The organism is Segetibacter koreensis DSM 18137 (assembly GCF_000374045.1).
GTDB lineage: Bacteria > Bacteroidota > Bacteroidia > Chitinophagales > Chitinophagaceae > Segetibacter > Segetibacter koreensis.
Map to the genome: position 1 here is coordinate 206,578 of NZ_KB893381.1, position 17,612 is coordinate 224,189.

At 37.3% G+C, this 17,612-nt stretch carries 12 protein-coding genes; 5 read left to right on the forward strand and 7 right to left on the reverse strand.

All coding sequences use genetic code 11. The features are described from left to right. Positions 1–82: 82 nt before the first annotated feature. On the reverse strand, positions 83–2,578 hold the full coding sequence (gene glgB, locus B154_RS29710) for a 1,4-alpha-glucan branching protein GlgB (protein ID WP_018617070.1): 2,496 nt from the start codon (positions 2,576–2,578) through the stop codon (positions 83–85). A gap of 230 nt (positions 2,579–2,808) precedes the next feature. After that, positions 2,809–4,818: an alpha amylase C-terminal domain-containing protein gene (locus B154_RS0124860; protein WP_018617071.1), complete on the reverse strand. Its 2,010-nt coding sequence runs from the start codon at positions 4,816–4,818 to the stop codon at positions 2,809–2,811. A gap of 365 nt (positions 4,819–5,183) precedes the next feature. Here B154_RS0124860 and B154_RS0124865 point away from each other — a divergent pair, with 365 nt between their 5' ends. After that, on the forward strand, positions 5,184–7,994 hold the full coding sequence (locus B154_RS0124865; RefSeq protein WP_018617072.1) for an outer membrane beta-barrel protein: 2,811 nt from the start codon (positions 5,184–5,186) through the stop codon (positions 7,992–7,994). A gap of 9 nt (positions 7,995–8,003) precedes the next feature. Continuing rightward, positions 8,004–8,750, forward strand: coding sequence for a GLPGLI family protein (locus B154_RS29715; protein WP_018617073.1), 747 nt, complete (start codon positions 8,004–8,006; stop codon positions 8,748–8,750). Positions 8,751–8,781: 31 nt separating this feature from the next. On the opposite strand, the gene B154_RS0124875 is transcribed toward B154_RS29715, so the two are convergent. From B154_RS0124875 to rplK, 5 genes are all read right to left on the reverse strand, one after another. After that, a complete protein-coding gene (locus tag B154_RS0124875) occupies positions 8,782–9,168 on the reverse strand; it encodes a VOC family protein (protein WP_018617074.1) in 387 nt (128 codons plus the stop codon). A 326-nt stretch (positions 9,169–9,494) separates the two neighbouring features. Continuing rightward, a complete protein-coding gene (gene rplL / locus B154_RS0124880; protein WP_018617075.1) occupies positions 9,495–9,878 on the reverse strand; it encodes a 50S ribosomal protein L7/L12 in 384 nt (127 codons plus the stop codon). 104 nt (positions 9,879–9,982) lie between these two features. Continuing rightward, positions 9,983–10,519: a 50S ribosomal protein L10 gene (gene rplJ, locus B154_RS0124885; protein WP_018617076.1), complete on the reverse strand. Its 537-nt coding sequence runs from the start codon at positions 10,517–10,519 to the stop codon at positions 9,983–9,985. Positions 10,520–10,596: 77 nt separating this feature from the next. Further along, a complete protein-coding gene (rplA, locus tag B154_RS0124890) occupies positions 10,597–11,286 on the reverse strand; it encodes a 50S ribosomal protein L1 (protein WP_018617077.1) in 690 nt (229 codons plus the stop codon). Positions 11,287–11,313: 27 nt separating this feature from the next. Beyond that, positions 11,314–11,757, reverse strand: a complete 444-nt coding sequence (gene rplK, locus B154_RS0124895) for a 50S ribosomal protein L11 (RefSeq protein WP_018617078.1) — start codon at positions 11,755–11,757, stop codon at positions 11,314–11,316. Between the two features lie 711 nt (positions 11,758–12,468). Here rplK and dnaB point away from each other — a divergent pair. From dnaB to B154_RS0124920, 3 genes are all read left to right on the forward strand, one after another. Beyond that, positions 12,469–14,058, forward strand: coding sequence for a replicative DNA helicase (dnaB, locus tag B154_RS0124900; protein ID WP_018617079.1), 1,590 nt, complete (start codon positions 12,469–12,471; stop codon positions 14,056–14,058). A gap of 657 nt (positions 14,059–14,715) precedes the next feature. Next, complete coding sequence (locus B154_RS0124910; RefSeq protein ID WP_018617080.1) at positions 14,716–14,913, forward strand: cold-shock protein; 198 nt, start codon at positions 14,716–14,718, stop codon at positions 14,911–14,913. A 233-nt stretch (positions 14,914–15,146) separates the two neighbouring features. Continuing rightward, positions 15,147–17,567 (forward strand): heavy metal translocating P-type ATPase, encoded by a 2,421-nt coding sequence (locus B154_RS0124920; protein ID WP_018617082.1) that lies wholly within the window; start codon positions 15,147–15,149, stop codon positions 17,565–17,567. Positions 17,568–17,612 lie beyond the last annotated feature (45 nt).

Below are 17,612 nucleotides of genomic sequence, written 5' to 3' on the forward strand. Positions count from 1 at the left end.
ATACGCAGTAAAAATGGCGGCGACTAAACCGCCATTTTTATTTTTATCATTTTATATAAGGAATAAGTCATTTAAGTACTTCTTACTTCAAAATTATTCCTGCTAAAGGAGGAAGATTTAGCGTAAGCTTGTATGTGTTTTCTTCTGTATCTATAACCTCTGATCTTACCGTTGGGTTATAAACATCTCCTGCTCCCCAATAATCTTTAGAATCACTATTAAAGATTTCTTTCCAGTTTTTTTTACCTTTTACATTTATTTCAACATCGTACCATGGTTGCGGCTTCATGTTTAAAATAACCAGCAGGTCATCCTTTTCCTGGTTGCCCTTGCGTTTATAAACAAGTATGCATTGATCCCGGTGATTAAGATCGATCCACTCAAATCCTTCCGAATCAAATTGTTTTTCGTAAAGCGCGGGTTCCTTTTTATACAAGTGATTTAAATCTTTTACACAATGCTGCAGCAAGCGATGAGAACTTTCACTCAATAAATTCCATTGCAATTCGCTCTTATAGTTCCATTCGCTGGTGTCACCAAATTCATCACCCATAAAGAGAAGTTTCCCGCCGGGATGAGTGAACATATAAGTATATAGTAACCGCAGGTTTGCAAACTTCTGCCATATATCGCCAGGCATTTTATAAATCATAGGACTCTTGCCATGCACTACCTCGTCATGGCTCAAAGGCAACATGAAATTTTCATGGTAATAGTACACCATGCTAAAGGTCAACTGATCCTGGTGCCAGGGCCGGTGTACTGGTTCTCGTTTAAAGTAATTGAGCGTATCATGCATCCAACCCATCATCCACTTCATGCCAAATCCAATACCTCCCTCAGCAATTGGTTTCGATATTCCCGGCCAGTCTGTAGATTCTTCTGCAATGGTTTGAACTCCCTCAAAATCCCGGTAAACCATTTCATTCATTTCTTTTATAAAAGCGATTGCTTCGAGGTTTTCAAAACCTCCCGATTCGTTTGGCTCCCACTCACCTTCCTTGCGACTATAATCTAATCGAAACATAGATGATACCGCATCTACTCTTATGCCGTCAATATGAAACTTTTCGAACCAAAATCTTGCATTGCTTATTAAAAAAGATTTTACCTCTCCCCTTTTATAATTGAAGATGTACGAGTTCCAATCGGGATGAAAGCCTTTTCGCATGTCTGCGTATTCATAAGTATGCGCACCATCAAACATAAATAAGCCATGCGAGTCATAAGGAAAATGTGAGGGCACCCAATCTAAAATAACCCCTATATCCTCTTTATGAAAGGCTTCTATCAAAGCAGCAAACTCTTGTGGGCAGCCAAAGCGGCTCGTAGGGGCATAATAGCCGGTACCCTGGTAACCCCAGCTGCCATCAAAAGGAAACTCCATTACCGGCATAAGTTCTACGTGCGTAAAGCCCATTTCTTTTACGTATGGCACGAGCCGTTCTGTTATTTGCACGTAAGAATTATAACTTTCTTCATCATACCTGCTGGGGCGCATCCAACTGGCAAGATGAACTTCATATACTGACCACGGAGCACTAAGCGAATTATGTTCTGCCCTTTTTTTCATCCATTGTTCATCCTTCCAATCATAATTTGTGTCCCAGGTAATAGAAGCTGTTAAAGGCTTTTTTTCCCAGAAATGGCAATAAGGATCTCCTTTATCAATTTGAACGCCGTTATAACCATGAATGTGATATTTATAAACTTCGCCCCCCAACACATCTGGTATAAATCCTTCCCAAATGCCTGATCTGTCAAGACGTACAAAAAGAGGATGTGAATGCTTATCCCAGTCATTGAAATTACCAATCACTGTTACATATGTTGCATTTGGAGCCCAAACTGAAAAATATGTTCCTTTTTTATTCGACACCTCAATCTGTTTGTTACCAAAGTACTGATAGGCATTATATAAGGTGCCGTGTTGAAAATTTGTAATGACGTCGTCAGAGAATAGAGAATAATTCCAGACGTTTTTTGAAGTATCGATAAAGGCAGCATCCTCATATTTTTCTTTGATTGGTTGTTGCTCTTTTTCTGTTATGACAGTTTGTGTTTTTTGGGCCACAGAAGTTGCTAAACCTTCGACTTTTTTAGTCTTCCTGGATTTAGCAACTACCTTGTCTGAAACGATAACTTCGGCTTTGACCTTTGAGACTTTTTCAACTGCAGGCGCAGATATATCTATCTCTTTTTTAGAAAGAACCCCTTTTTTTGGTAAAGCAACTGCCTTGTTATTCGTAGCTGAACTTTTCTTTACAGGCGGTGCCGGCACATCAGCTTGTTTTTTAGCAGCAGAGGCTTTTTTTATTGAAGATGCAGGTAAATCAATTTCTTTTTTAGAAGCTGAAACTTCTTTAGTTGTCGCTGGCACGGCAACATGTTTCTTAGAAGCTCCAGGTTTTTTTATTGATGCTTCTGTTACATCGGTTTGTCTTTTAGTAGCTGAGTTTTTTTTATCTAAAGCTGTGCCCTTATCAGCTTGTTTCTTCGCAACTGGGGTCTTCTTAGCAGTAGGCGTTGGATTGGTTGTTTCTTTCTTTATAATTGGATTTTTCTTTTTTTCGGCCATATTAGTATTTTTTAAAAAATAAAGAAAAGCATTTCCTGCATTAATTGAAATAAATTATTTATTATATCTGTCGGTTGCTTTATAAAAATGTAAAGATTTTTGTGAAGCTTGTCCTTGTTTTACCTCGGTTTCGGCCACCATCTACCCGGTGTACCCGGCGCAATTTTCACATAATAAAAAAACCCATGCCCTATAACGACATGAGTTTTTATTATTAATATCTTTTTATTTTATTTCTTCTTCATAACCAACGCAGTTCTGTTGGTAAGGTAGACGCTTACGTTTTGATGTTCGTCTGTTGGATAATCAATACTGTCGTCCACCCTTTCAAATCCTCCAAATTCTTTTTTATCAGAATTAAGTACAATTTGATACGTACCTTTTTCAGGTGCCCAGAACTTGTAACCGAAAATGGAATTAGCAGGACTAAAGTTAAAAATGAAAATCAGATTACTCCTTTCAAACACTATCACTTTGTTATTTCCGTCAAGGTGTATCTGTCTTGCACGTTGCGAGGCAAGTACTTGATTTTCCTTAATGATATGTATCATGGCTTTATCCCAGTTAGCCATGTACTGGTACTTGAGTTCACTGTTATCCACCAGCGACCATTGTCTTCTTGCATAATGATGGCTCCAGTTATTGCCTTCCCGCGGAAAATCAACCCATTCAGGATGACCGAATTCGTTACCTATAAAATTCAGATAACCTTCACCTCCAAGACTTATAGTAAACAGCCGAAGCATTTTATGTAACGCTATTCCGCGGTCAACTATCAGGTTTGGATCATCTAAACGCATGTGGAAATACATTTCTTTATCCATTAGCCAGAAAGCAATGCTCTTATCTCCCACTAGTGCCTGGTCGTGCGATTCCGCATATGCAATTGTTTTTTCTTTATAACGGCGATTGCTTAGAACGTCCCACATTTCATATATATCCCACTCTTCGTCTGTTTTATGTTTCAAAATTTTAATCCAGTAATCAGGTATTCCCATGCCTAACCTGAAGTCAAATCCACAACCTCCTTCTTCCGGCTTTCTACACAATCCTGGCATGCCACTTACATCTTCGGCTATAGATAATGCATTCTTTTTAAATTCATGAATTACATCATTTGCCAATTGCAAATAAGTAACGGCATCCCAGTCAACACCTTCTTTAAAATATTTATCATAATGATCGAAAGAAGTATAGCCGTGATGAAAATAAAGCATAGAGGTCACTCCGTCAAAACGGTAGCCATCGAAATGAAACTCTTCCAGCCAATACCTTACGTTTGACAGAAGGAATTTTTTTACTTCCCATTTGCCATAATCAAATAATTTAGAGTCCCAGCCTTCATGGTAACCCCTGCCGCCACTGTGAAAATACTGGTGATCAGTTCCATCAAATTCATTTAATCCCTCCGCAAGATTTTTTACAGCGTGAGAATGTACTATGTCCATAATGGCAGTAATTCCCAGGCTATGCGCTTTATTTACAAGGTATTTAAGATCTTCAGGAGTTCCAAACCGTGAAGACGGAGCAAAGAAATTGGAAACATGATAGCCAAATGATCCATAATAAGGATGTTCCATTACTGCCATTAATTGAATAGCATTGTATCCGCCTTCTTTTATTCTTGGTAAAATTTCGTCGGCGAATTCTCTATAGGTCCCAACCCGTTCATGTTCCTGTGCCATACCTACATGACACTCATAAATAATAGGTTGCTGAAAATTTTCAGCCAGGTCAAAATTGCTGTCGGTCCATTCAAAGGCTTTTTCAGGGAACCATAACTGCCCGGCAAAATCATACGTTTCAGGGTCTTGAATTACTTTGCGCATGTATGCGGGAATTCTGTCTTTCGAACCATTTCCAGCTTGTACGTTTACCTTTACTCTACTGCCATGTACAAAAGTTTCTCTGTATTTGTCATAGGGAAGAAATATTTCCCAATCTCCTTTATCGTTTCTCTCAAGTTTATGAGAAGTTCTGTCCCAGTTATTAAAATCGCCGATTAGGCATAAACCATGAGCTCCCGGCGCCCACTCTCTATAAGTCCATCCATTTCTGTTTTGGTCGAAGTTGATACCATAGTAATAATGTCCCCTGGCAAAGTTGAGTAAGCTACCTTCTGCATCCTCAATTTCTTTGCGTGCTCTTTTATAACGCTCAAATCGTTCGTGAACATCATACATGTATGGATCCAACCAGGAATCTTCCTGGATTATGGCTAGCTTTTCGATTTGGTTCATAGCAAATAAACTTAGTTGTTTGGTACTAAGCTAGCGAGTTTTATTATATAAAGCAATCATTTTATTTACTCCGCACAATTGAACTTCAGTTGAAAAACCTTTATACCGGCTTATTCAATAATAATTACTCAAAAAATATGATGAGCCTATCGATTGCTTAAATTTTACCCTGCTCTGTTTCAGGAGCAACTAGTTATCAACCTTTTTATGGAAATATTCATTTTCTTAATCTAAATCAATCTAAACATGTTTTATGATTTATTCATTCAGCGTTCACCATTCATCATTAGTAATAACCTTTCCTCCTGTTTCTGTAGCCTTTTGTTTTATTTTTTATACTTTCCAATACCAATAAAATTGTCTGCGTGAAAAAAGCTTCTGCTATTTTATTCTTTTCCTTTTTTTGTTCTACAATCGTTTTGGCACAACGTGCTAGCGTTAAAGGAAGTATTGCCGATACCTTAAACAAACAAAATCTATCAAATACTGTCATTTCTCTACTTAAAGAAAAAGACTCTGTACTGGTAAAATTTACACGAAGTGATAAAAGCGGCAATTTTGAGATGAAGAATTTGCCTGCGGGCAATTTTTTTTTAATGATATCTTATCCTGCTTACGCTGATTATATTTACCCGCTAACCTTGCAAGCAGATACTGCAGCAGATATTAGCATTGTAAAAATGACTTTAAAATCAAAACTGCTGGAAGAAGTTTTGGTGAAACAAAAAGTGGCAGCAGTAAGGATGAAAGGCGATACGCTGGAATATAACGCCGATAGTTTTAAAGTACATGCAGGTGCAAGTGTAGAAGAGATGCTGCGAAAAATGCCGGGGCTACAGGTAGATAAAGACGGAAAGATAACCGCCCAGGGAGAAAAGGTCGAAAAGGTACTGGTAGACGGTGAAGAATTTTTTGGTGATGACCCGACAATGGCAACAAAAAACCTGCAGGCAGATGCGATAGAAAAGGTACAGGTTTTTGATAAAAAGAGCGACCAGGCGGCCTTTACAGGAATAGATGATGGAACAAAAAAGAAGACATTAAACCTTACCCTTAAAGAAGACAAAAAGAAAGGATATTTTGGAAAAGTAGAATTAGCATCTGACTTTAAAAACAGGTGGAATAATAATGTAATGGCTAACAGCTTTAAGGCGAAGAGAAAATTATCGGTTTATGGCATTATGAGCAGTACAGGCAAAACTGGTTTGAGCTGGGAAGAGAACAGCAAATACGGCGAAAACAACAACATGGAATATGATGAGGATGGGGGTTTCTTTTTTAGTTTTAATAATGAAGATGACCTCAATAACAGTTCTTACTACGGCCAGGGATTACCCACAAGCTGGAGTGGGGGAATGCAGTATTCACGAAAATTTGATAATGATAAGCAGAATTTTAACGGCAGTTACAGGTATAATAAATTAAATACTATTGGCGGTGGCAACACCGTTTCACAATCTATATTACCCGGCAATGTATTTTACAACAAAGAAAGCCGCACTGCATATAGCACTAAGCAAAGACACTCATTAAACGGAACTTATGACTACCAGGTAGACAGTTTTACATCTATAAAAATTAAGGCCAATGGCTATGCGGGTAACCAAAACAGCTTTACCAGTTATAGCAGTCAGTCACTAGATAATTTTGGCAATAAAATAGAAAGCAACCGTAACACTTCTGCGATTGGAGACAACAGCAGCTTAAACACCAATTTTCTTCTTCGACACCGTTTTCAAAAGCCTGGAAGAACGGTTTCTCTTGCTTTTGACCAGCAGAGTAAAGCTACAAATACAACAGGTTTTTTATATTCTGTCAATAATTTTTATGATAAAGTTGAACTTAAAAATATTGATACTGTTGATCAAAAGAAAGTAAATTATATTATAAATTCTGGATATTATACCCGACTTGCTTATACAGAACCTGTCGTAAAAAATGTATTTGTTGAGGTTAGCTATGGGGTAAGGGTCAGCAACAGCGAATCTAAAAAACTGTCTTATGACAGAAATGGATCAGGCAAGTATGAAAATTTAAACGACAGTTTCAGCAATAATTATAAATATTATGTTCTTACGAACAGTGGTGGCATGGTTTGGAGGTACAACGGCAAAAAAACAACTGCTTCGGCCGGGGGAGATATAGCTCTGGCAGACTTTAAACAAACAGATGTTCTGCACCAATCAGAAAACAGGTACAATTACACCAACTTTTTTCCAAAGGCTAATTTTATGTATAAGTTCAATGCGACGAGCCGTTTTAATATTAATTACAATGGCAGCACAAGACAACCGTCAATTGAGCAGGTACAACCTGTCAGGGACAATACAAATCCATTGAATGTAGCAATCGGTAACCCGAACTTAAAGCAGGAATTTAATCACCGGTTCAATTTTAACCTTAACTCGTATAAAGTTTTAAAGCAACGTGGCTTTTACATTTACGGGTCGTTTAATACAACTTCTAATTCGATAAGTACAAATGAAACAACTATTACAAGCGGAGACTCTGCAGGTATCAGAACATACCAATATGTAAACCTTAATGGAAACTATAACGGTTACTCAGGTGGAGGGTACAACTTTAAAATACAAAAAATTGATCTTTCTTTCAATTTTGGTTTTAACATCAACATTAGCAGGTATAACAATATCGTAAGCACACTAAATAACAATGCTCTTACCAGTATTAAAAACAGGACAAATAACAACAGCTACGGCTTCAACTTCGGAACCTATAAAAATAAAGAAAAGAAATATGACATAAACTATTATGGCAACATCAACTACAACAGTTCCACTTCAACCGTCAATCCCAATATAAAAACAAATTATTTTACCCAGAGCCATAACTTGTATTTGAATGTAACGCTACCTTATAAATTTGAAATAAATTCAAATGTAGAGGCAAATTTCAGGCAAAAAACTAACCTGTTTACAGGAAATAATAACGTTATACTTTGGAATGCTTACTTAGGAAGGAAAATGTTTAAAAACGATAAAGGGATGATAAGTATGCGTGTAAATGACATTCTCGATAAAAACCGTGGATATCAAAGATACCTTAACTCCAATATTTTACGGGAAGACACTTATGAAACTTTGCGCCGTTACTTCCAGTTAACCTTTACCTGGAACTTTTCTAAAAATCCCGGAGGCGCCTCGCCAATGCCATAGAAATTTATTATGAAACAACTTATAATTACATTACTGTTTACTGTTATGCTTTTAAAAGTAACAGCGCAAACACCCTTTATTGTAAAAGGTAAAATAGAGTTCGAAAAAAAAGTAAATCTTTATAAACAATTGGATAACGAAGAAGATGAGAGTTGGCGAAATATGATGAAGAAAATGCTGCCCGCCTCAAAAACCTCTTATTTTGATTTATATTTCAATGGCAATAAAACCGTCTATACACCTGGCCGTGAAGTAGTTTCCGCACAAAAAGTGCCTGAGTGGTTTGATGGGCCTGCTACAGATAATATTGTTTTTACAGACCTGGAACAGCAAAATGCAATCAGCCAGAAAACCGTGTTTGATGATATATACAATATACAAGATAGCGTTAGAAAAATGAGTTGGAAAATAACTGCAGATACAAGAACAATCGCAGGTTTTGAATGTAGAAAAGCAACAGCTATCATTATGGATTCTGTTTTTGTTGTTGCCTTTTTTACAGATCAGATTGTCACTTCAGGCGGACCTGAGTCTTTTTCAGGCTTGCCCGGAATGATTCTGGGAATTGCTGTTCCAAGATTAAATACCACATGGTTTGCAACTAAGGTCGAACTGGTAGATGTAAAAGAGACTACATTGCTTGCTCCCAAAAAGGGCAAAAAAACCAATATCAGTAATTTGAAAATACAATTAAATTCTGCTATGAAAAACTGGGGTAAATGGCGTGATAAAAATATTTGGCAAATAATGATTTAAGGAAAGTTTTTTTGCCTTTTTGATTTTGGTGCTAATTCTGTGCGTGTAAAGCAATTCTATTTCCTTCTGTATCTGCAAAGAAGGCCATATAGCCAATTTCCGGACTTACTTGTGTCTTTGGCACCAACACTTTTCCATTTGCTTTCTCAACTCTGTCTATGACTGTCTGAATGTTTGGATTTGCATTCAGGTAGATGATACACCCTTCCATCGAAGGCTTGTGATTATTACTTCGCACCAATGCTCCCGAAACCTTTCCGTTTCCCATATCGGCAGGAAATCCAACCATCTTCATGCCCATCATGTCAGGGAACCTTTCCATTTTAACATCAAAAATAGTTTCGTAAAATTGGGTAGCTCTTTCAATATCCACAGCAGGAATTTCGAACCAATTAAGAGAATTTGAATTTTTGTCCATAACGTGTCGATTTATAAATGTTAGATATAAATTGAGAAATAACGATATGAGAAAAGGTGTTTAAATCGGGACAGGTTAGAGCGTTTCTGTAGAAGAAATGGGAATTTCGATAGATTATACTAACCAAGCGTTGCCAAGTCTAAAATATAGCATGTTTTAAAGAAGTGCAAGTTTCCTGACAATAATTTGGCGAATAAGATTCTTTTTCATTAAAAGTACTTTTAAAGATCTACTCAAAAACGGGGATGAAAAAGAAAGTACGTGCATAAAACAAAAAACCGGCAAAATTTTGCCGGCTTTTTGTTAATTCAGAAAGTATGAAATAATTATTTTACTTCTACATCAGCTCCAGCTTCTTTTAGTTTAGCTGCAATTTCTTCAGCTTCTGCTTTAGCTACACCTTCTTTAATTGGTTTTGGAGCGCCATCCACTAAGTCTTTAGCTTCTTTCAAACCTAAGCCAGTTAATTCTTTTACGATTTTAACTACTTGTAGTTTAGCTGCACCACCGCTTTTCAAAATTACATCGAAAGCAGTTTTTTCTTCAGCAGCAGGTGCACCAGCACCAGCACCAGCAGCAGGACCAGCTACAGCTACAGCAGCAGCAGCAGGTTCGATACCATAAGTATCTTTCAAAATTTTAGCTAATTCATTAACTTCTTTTACTGTTAAGTTAACCAGTTGTTCTGCGAACGCATTTAAGTCTGCCATTGTTTCAAATTTTTTCCGCCTTCATTGCCTGTGCTCCGGCGGGTATATTAAAAAAATTTGTGTATTTCAACCTTCAGGCTTGGTTGAATAAGTTTGATATTTAATTACGCTTCTTGTGGTTGTCTGTCTTCCAAAGCCTTGATCAGGCTTGCTAATTTACCACCAGCATTTAGGCCGCTGATAACATTTTTAGCAGGAGATTGCAACAATCCAATAATTTCCCCGATAAGATCTTGTTTGCTTTTTAGTGTTTTTAAAGCCTCGAGTTGATCGTCTCCCACAAATACATCAGTATCAATGAACGCCGCTTTTAAAACCGGTTTGTCTCCCTTACTATCTGTACGGAAACTACTGATGATCATTGCAGGCTCTTTAGCATTCTCGCTAAACAGTAGTGCTGTAACACCATTCAGGCTATCAAAAACGCCTGAGTATTTTGCAGAATCAATATTTTCAAGAGCTTTTTTAATTAAAGTGTTCTTAGCCACTTTCATTTCTACATTCTTGTCAAAACATATTTTGCGCAGTTTATTTACCTGTGCTACAGATAATGCTTCTGTATTTGTAACGTAGAAGTTATTATATTGATTGAATTTCTCTTTGAGAACTTCAATTGCTTCGTTTTTTTGTTCTTTGGTCATAACGCTTATTTTTTCGACGATAAGTAACTGCCCAACCCCAAAGGTTTTTGTTTACCACTTTTCTATCGGCGCAAGGTTTAGATGAATGATTTAGTGTCGACTGTAATACCTGGGCTCATCGTGCTGGCTATACTTACACCTTTAAGGTATGTACCTTTAGCAGCGGATGGCTTAAGTTTCATAATTGCATTGATGAATTCAGTGCTGTTAGCAGCAATTTTTTCAGGAGGAAATGAAACCCTTCCTACAGATGCGTGTATGATACCCGCTTTGTCAACTTTAAAAGCGATTTTACCGCCCTTTACTTCATTAACTGCTGCGGCAACATCGTTTGTTACAGTACCGGTTTTAGGGTTTGGCATCAGGTTACGCGGACCTAATATTTTACCTAATCTACCAATTCTTGGCATCACAGATGGTGTCGCAACTATTACGTCAACATCAGTCCATCCACCTTCAATTTTAGTAATAAATTCATCCAATCCAACATAGTCAGCACCGGCATTTCTTGCATCGTTCTCTTTATCGGGAGTGCAAAGTACAAGTACTCTTTTGGTTTTACCGGTTCCATGAGGAAGCGTTACTGTACCACGAACCTGTTGGTCAGCTTTTTTAGGATCAACGCCCAAACGAACGTGAACATCTACGGAGCTGTCAAATTTTGTAAGGTTAACTTCTTTTACCAAAGCAGAAGCTTCAGGAAGTGAGTATATTTTATTTTTATCGATTTTAGCTTCTACAGCTTTTCTTTTTTTAGTGAGTCCCATTGTTAATCAGTTTAGAAATTGATCAATTTATTTGTCCCATGGTGCCTGACCTTCTACAGTTAAGCCCATGCTGCGAGCCGTACCAGCAACCATTTTCATTGCGCTTTCTTCAGTAAAGCAGTTAAGGTCGCTCATTTTGTCTTTAGCAATAGCTTCTACCTGTGACCAGTTTACTTTTCCAACTTTGTTGCGGTTAGGCTCTTTGGAACCACTTGTAATTTTTGCTGCTTCCAGCAACTGTACTGCTGCAGGAGGAGTTTTGATAACAAATTCGAAAGACTTGTCGGTATATACAGTAATTAATACGGGAAGTACTTTTCCCATTTTATCCTGGGTTCTTGCATTAAATTGTTTGCAGAACTCCATAATGTTCAAACCTTTTGAACCTAATGCCGGTCCAATAGGAGGTGCAGGGTTGGCTGAACCGCCTTTAACCTGCAACTTTACGTAGCCGGAAATTTCTTTTGCCATGATGTAAATTTTTGGTGTTAACGTTCCACCTGATAATTTTCAGAACGGAACTCCCAAATCAATCAATTCTTCTGAAAGAACTTTTTTGGGAGTGCAAAGGTAAGAAAAAGGTTTATATGATATTATAAAATTTAATAAATAATTTTTAATAGTGGTTTTATTAGCCAGATAAGAAATTGGCAGGCACAAGTATATTTCAATTTATGCTCACTACACATATACAAAAAGGTATTTGTAATTGATATTATTAAAGCATCTGAGCCAATTTATATCATCTCAAAATCGAGGAGATGTTGTAGAGAATGAGTATCTGTTTTCAATCTATTTTTTCATGATAAACTTTTTATTTTTTTCTAAAAAATTCTTCTATTCCAATAGGTTTTAATTGCCATCATTGCAATTTTTTTTAGAGAATTCTTTGTACACACATTGTGTGAATATTGTTTGTAAAACAAGCGGAAAACTTTTGTAATTTGTGAATATGCCAGCTTTTATTGTTAATAAACCTTTGTTTTGGGGAAAAACAATGTTGAATAAAAAAGAACAATTATTCTTTAGGCAAAAGTTTTTTCTTCAGTTTTTAAGGTTCTATATTCGCCTCCCCCGAGTCGGATAACAATTTGGTAACATTAAAAAAAAGAGTGAATTGTGAAGGCGAAATGGAAGGGGAAGTAAGAAAAAATCACGTATAAAAAGACCACCTAAAAAATAATGGATCTAACGAACTTGAATAAGGACAGGAAGAACAGGCGGAAGTCTTCCATTGACCTTAGCACAATGGTGTACGGCAAAGTGCCTCCACAAGCCAAAGAACTTGAAGAAGCAGTTTTAGGTGCAATAATGCTTGAAAAAAGCGCATTTGATAATGTTGTAGAAATTTTAAAACCAGAATGTTTTTATGTAGAAGGACATCAGAAAATTTTTAAGTCTTTTCAATCACTTGCGCAGAAAAGCCTGCCAATAGATATCCTTACAGTAGTAGAAGAGTTAAAAACAACTGAGGAACTTGATGTTATAGGCGGTCCATATGCAATAACGAAGTTGACCAATATGGTGGTGTCCACCGCCAATATTGAAGCGCATGCAAGAATTATATTACAAAAGTTTATCCAACGCGAACTCATACGTATAAGTGGTGAGATCATTGGTGACGCTTACGAGGACAGCACCGATGTGTTTGACCTGCTTGACGAAAGTGAGAGCAAAATGTTTAACATAACCAATAACTACCTTAAAAAGAATTTTGACGATATAGGTACTGTTTTGGTTAAGACCATTCAACGTATTGATGACCTGAGAAACAAACAGGAAGATATTTCAGGCGTTCCCACAGGTTTTCCAACGATGGACAAAGTCACTTACGGTTGGCAGCCCACTGACCTTATTATTCTCGCTGCTCGTCCCTCAGTAGGTAAAACAGCTTTTGCGCTAAACCTTGCACGGAGCGCCGCATTACATCCAACAAAACCAACGGGTGTAGCATTTTTTAGTTTGGAAATGAGCGCAAGCCAGCTGGTGCAACGTATTCTTAGCGCCGAAAGTGGTATTATGCTGGAGAAAATCAGTCGGGGAAGGTTAGAAGACTATGAAATGCAGCAATTGTACAGTAAAGGGGTTACAAAGCTTAGCGATGCACCAATTTTTATTGATGATACTGCTGCACTCAACATTTTTGAGTTTCGTGCAAAAGCCCGCAGGTTGGTAAACAAACATAATGTTGGTTTAATAATTATAGACTACCTGCAGTTAATGAGCGGCAGCGGGGACCGTAATTCTAATCGTGAACAGGAAATTAGCCGTATTTCAAGAGATTTAAAAAGTCTTGCTAAAGAACTGCAGGTGCCGATAATTGCCTTGAGCCAGTTAAGCCGTGCGGTAGAAACAAGGAAGGAAAGCAAGATGCCTCAACTGAGCGACCTTCGTGAATCAGGTGCAATTGAGCAGGATGCCGATATGGTGATGTTCCTGTACCGCCCTGAGTACTACGAAATTGTAACTAATGAAATGGGTGAAAGCAACCGTGGTGAAACGCATGTAAGAATTGCAAAGCATCGTAACGGTAGTTTGGAAACTATTAAATTAAGAGCCTTATTGCACATTCAAAAGTTTGTTGAAGAAGAAGGTGACGATTTAGGACCGGGTCCTGCCCCTTCACCGGGGGGAAACTGGAAGCCGATACCTCCCGGCGGTGGACCCGGTGCTCCACCATCAGATGATGGAGCACGTCTGTTTATACAAAAAGGAAGTAAAATGAATACAGGAGAGTTTGACGAAGGATTTGATGAAGCTGCTCCTTTTTAATTAAGTCTAATTTGTCATATTTCTAATTTGTCATATTCTAATATAAATAGATGTTCTAGCGGAATATTTGGGAATCGCCACTTTCGCTAGAACATCTTTTAAAAAATCCACCAAAAGGTCTTAAACGTCCGTTGCCACCTGACGTTCCCACTCCTTTCGAAATTTCAGTTGTGGATGAAACAAAAAGGAACTTACACAATGAATTGACAGTTTTTAAAACTTGCGCAAACAATCCTGCTACAACTTTTATTGAGACTAGAATAGGGGCGATGAACAATAAAGAATGCATTATCTTTCAGAATAGACACTCACATACCTTTTCAAACAATCCAGTTTGTTGCTGCCATTACTTAGAGTTGCTATTAAAAACTAGCAATAATCAAATATGTGGTAGTATAAGCGCGAAATCCTTTCTTACCAAAGACCTTATTTTCTAATTTCTGCTTACATATACTTAAATAAAAAAAATTAAACTGCAAACAACACTGTTTGAAAGGAAGCCTCGCCGGTTGGTCTATTGAAATGATTATCAGCTATTTTTCATCTAAAAAATATCACTAAACATACTGCGATTGTTTAATTAACATAACAAATATTGATAAATAGTTTGCTGTTTTAAATAATAACGATATCTTTAATTTATTAATTAAAATTATCATGAAGGAAACAGGTACAGTTAAGTTTTTTAACACACTAAAGGGTTTTGGTTTTATTACAAGCACTAATGGAAAGGATTATTTTATTCATATTTCAGGGCTTAATGGTGTCTCATTAACTGATGGGGCAAAAGTTGAATTTGAAACCAGGCAAGGACAGAAAGGTTTAGAGGCTTTTAATGTCTCTTTACTTAACTAAATATATATAAGTATATTAACAAAAAAGCCACCTTCCATTAAGGTGGCTTTTTTGTTTAAACCATTCATTGTTCTTCGTCTGTCACTCATCTAATTTCCTTTGACTCAGCGCCTATTCCCCGCTCTTATTTTTTCATTACAGCTTTCACCCAAAAATCTTGAAAACCTTTTCCATAATTGTGTAACAATAACTTATAAGTGCAATGGTAGCTTTGCTATATTAATATAAATTAAATGGCAATCGGAAATAATAACTCTATTTACCTGCCCTTAGAAGGCATAGAAAGCGAACATGGGGCCATAATAGTTGATAAAGGATTAAGTAAGGTAAAAGGCATTACAGCACATAAAGTAGAATATAATAACAACCGGGCAGTCATAAACACTAATGGAGATGCAGACGTTTTACCAGATGCGGTTAAAGCTATTCGTGATTTAGGGTATAATGTAGAAACAATCAAAAAAACTTTTCCTGTTCTTAATATGTCTTGTGCTTCTTGTGCAAGCAGTTCACAAAGCATGTTGGAAAACGAGCCAGGAGTAGTAGCTGCCGCTGTTAATTATGCAAATGCAACGGCGCTGGTAGAATATATTCCAACTATAACAGACCCGGGCAGGTTAAAAGCTGCACTGCAAAGCATCGGCTATGATCTGATGACTGACGAAAGCGTAGAAGCAAAGGACGAGTTAGAAGAATTACAAAAATCGAAGTATCTAAAACTTAAAAGAAGAACAAGGGGCGCAATTCTTTTAGCGATACCTGCAATAATTATAGGAATGTTTTTTATGAATATTCCTTATGCCAATTACATCACGTGGGCTTTATCTACTCCCATAGTACTAATATTTGGCAAACAGTTTTTTATAAATGCCTGGAAACAATCTCAGCATCTTTCAGCTAATATGGATACGTTGGTAGCCTTGAGTACTGGTACTGCATATTTATTTAGCGTCTTTAATACTCTATTTCCGGGATACTGGCATACCAAAGGCTTCCACGCCCATGTTTATTTTGAAGCCGTAGCAGGCGTAATTGCCTCTGTTTTATTAGGTAAACTACTGGAAGAAAAAGCGAAAGGAAACGCGTCTTCCGCTATCAAAAAGCTAATGGGCCTACAACCTAAAACAGTAATAGTAGTTCAAAGCAAGGGTCAACAGATGGAAATACCAATTGCGAGGGTTAAGGTAGGCGACACACTATTGGTAAGGCCGGGAGAAAAGATTGCTGTTGACGGAACAGTAACTACAGGCAATTCTTTTATAGATGAAAGTATGATTAGCGGAGAACCTATACCTGTTGAAAAAAGACAAAATGACAAAGTATTTGCCGGAACAATTAACCAAAAAGGGAGTTTCCAGTTTACTGCCGACAAAGTAGGAGGAGACACTATATTAGCACAAATCATAAAAATGGTACAGGAAGCACAAGGCAGTAAAGCACCTGTACAAAAGCTGGCCGATAAAATTGCAGGAATCTTTGTTCCAATAGTTATTCTTGTAGCTCTCCTCAGCCTTATCGCATGGCTAATACTAGGCGGAGAGAATAGTTTTATACAAGGCTTACTAGCATTAGTTACGGTTTTAGTGATTGCATGCCCCTGTGCTTTAGGCCTTGCAACACCTACAGCTATTATGGCCGGAGTAGGTAAAGGAGCAGAAAACGGTATTCTTATAAAAGATGCAGAAAGTTTGGAATTAGCAAAAAAAGTAAATGCAATTATTTTTGATAAAACCGGTACCATTACAGAGGGCAAACCAATTGTAACAGACCTTCGTTGGTTAAATAATGACACCAAAGGTTTAGATATTTTAGCTTCTATCGAAAAACAATCAGAACATCCATTAGCGGAGGCAGTAGTAAAGCATCTTGGGAAAACAAATCATTTACCGGTATTTGATTTTGAAAGCATTACAGGCTTAGGAGCAAAGGCAAGAGTAGGTAATGAAATGTATTATATAGGAAATGCGCTGCTTCTAAAAACAAATAATATTTCTGTTGGCTTGGAGTTAGAAAAGGTGGCATCTGAATGGTTAAGCGCAGCTAAAACAGTTATTTATTTCGCAAGTGAAAAGCAGGCATTAGCAGTTATTGGTATCGCAGATAAAGTAAAACTAACGTCTGCAGAAGCTGTAAAACAAATGCACGATTTGGGGATAGAGGTTTATATGCTAACCGGAGATAATGAATCGACAGCAAAAGCCATTGCAGACCAGATAGGCATCAAACATTTTAAAGCGGAAGTTTTACCTGCCGACAAGGCAGCGTTTGTAAAAGAGTTACAGAAAAAAGGTAAGGTTGTAGCAATGGTCGGTGATGGCATCAATGACAGTAACGCATTAGCACAGGCAGACGTAAGTATTGCAATGGGCAAAGGTAGCGACATAGCTATGGATGTAGCTAAAATGACAATTATTTCTTCTGACCTGACTAAAATTCCTAAAGCCTTAATGCTATCGAGATATACGGTGGCAACTATAAAACAAAATCTTTTCTGGGCATTTATCTACAACCTTATAGGCATTCCAATTGCTGCTGGTGTTTTATACCCTATTAATGGTTTCCTATTAAATCCAATGATTGCCGGCGCCGCTATGGCACTAAGTTCAGTATCTGTAGTATCAAATAGCTTGCGCCTGCGGTCAAAAAACCTTTAGGTGAAAAAATAAAAGTCGCATTAGCATTTTATAATACAGCGGCGG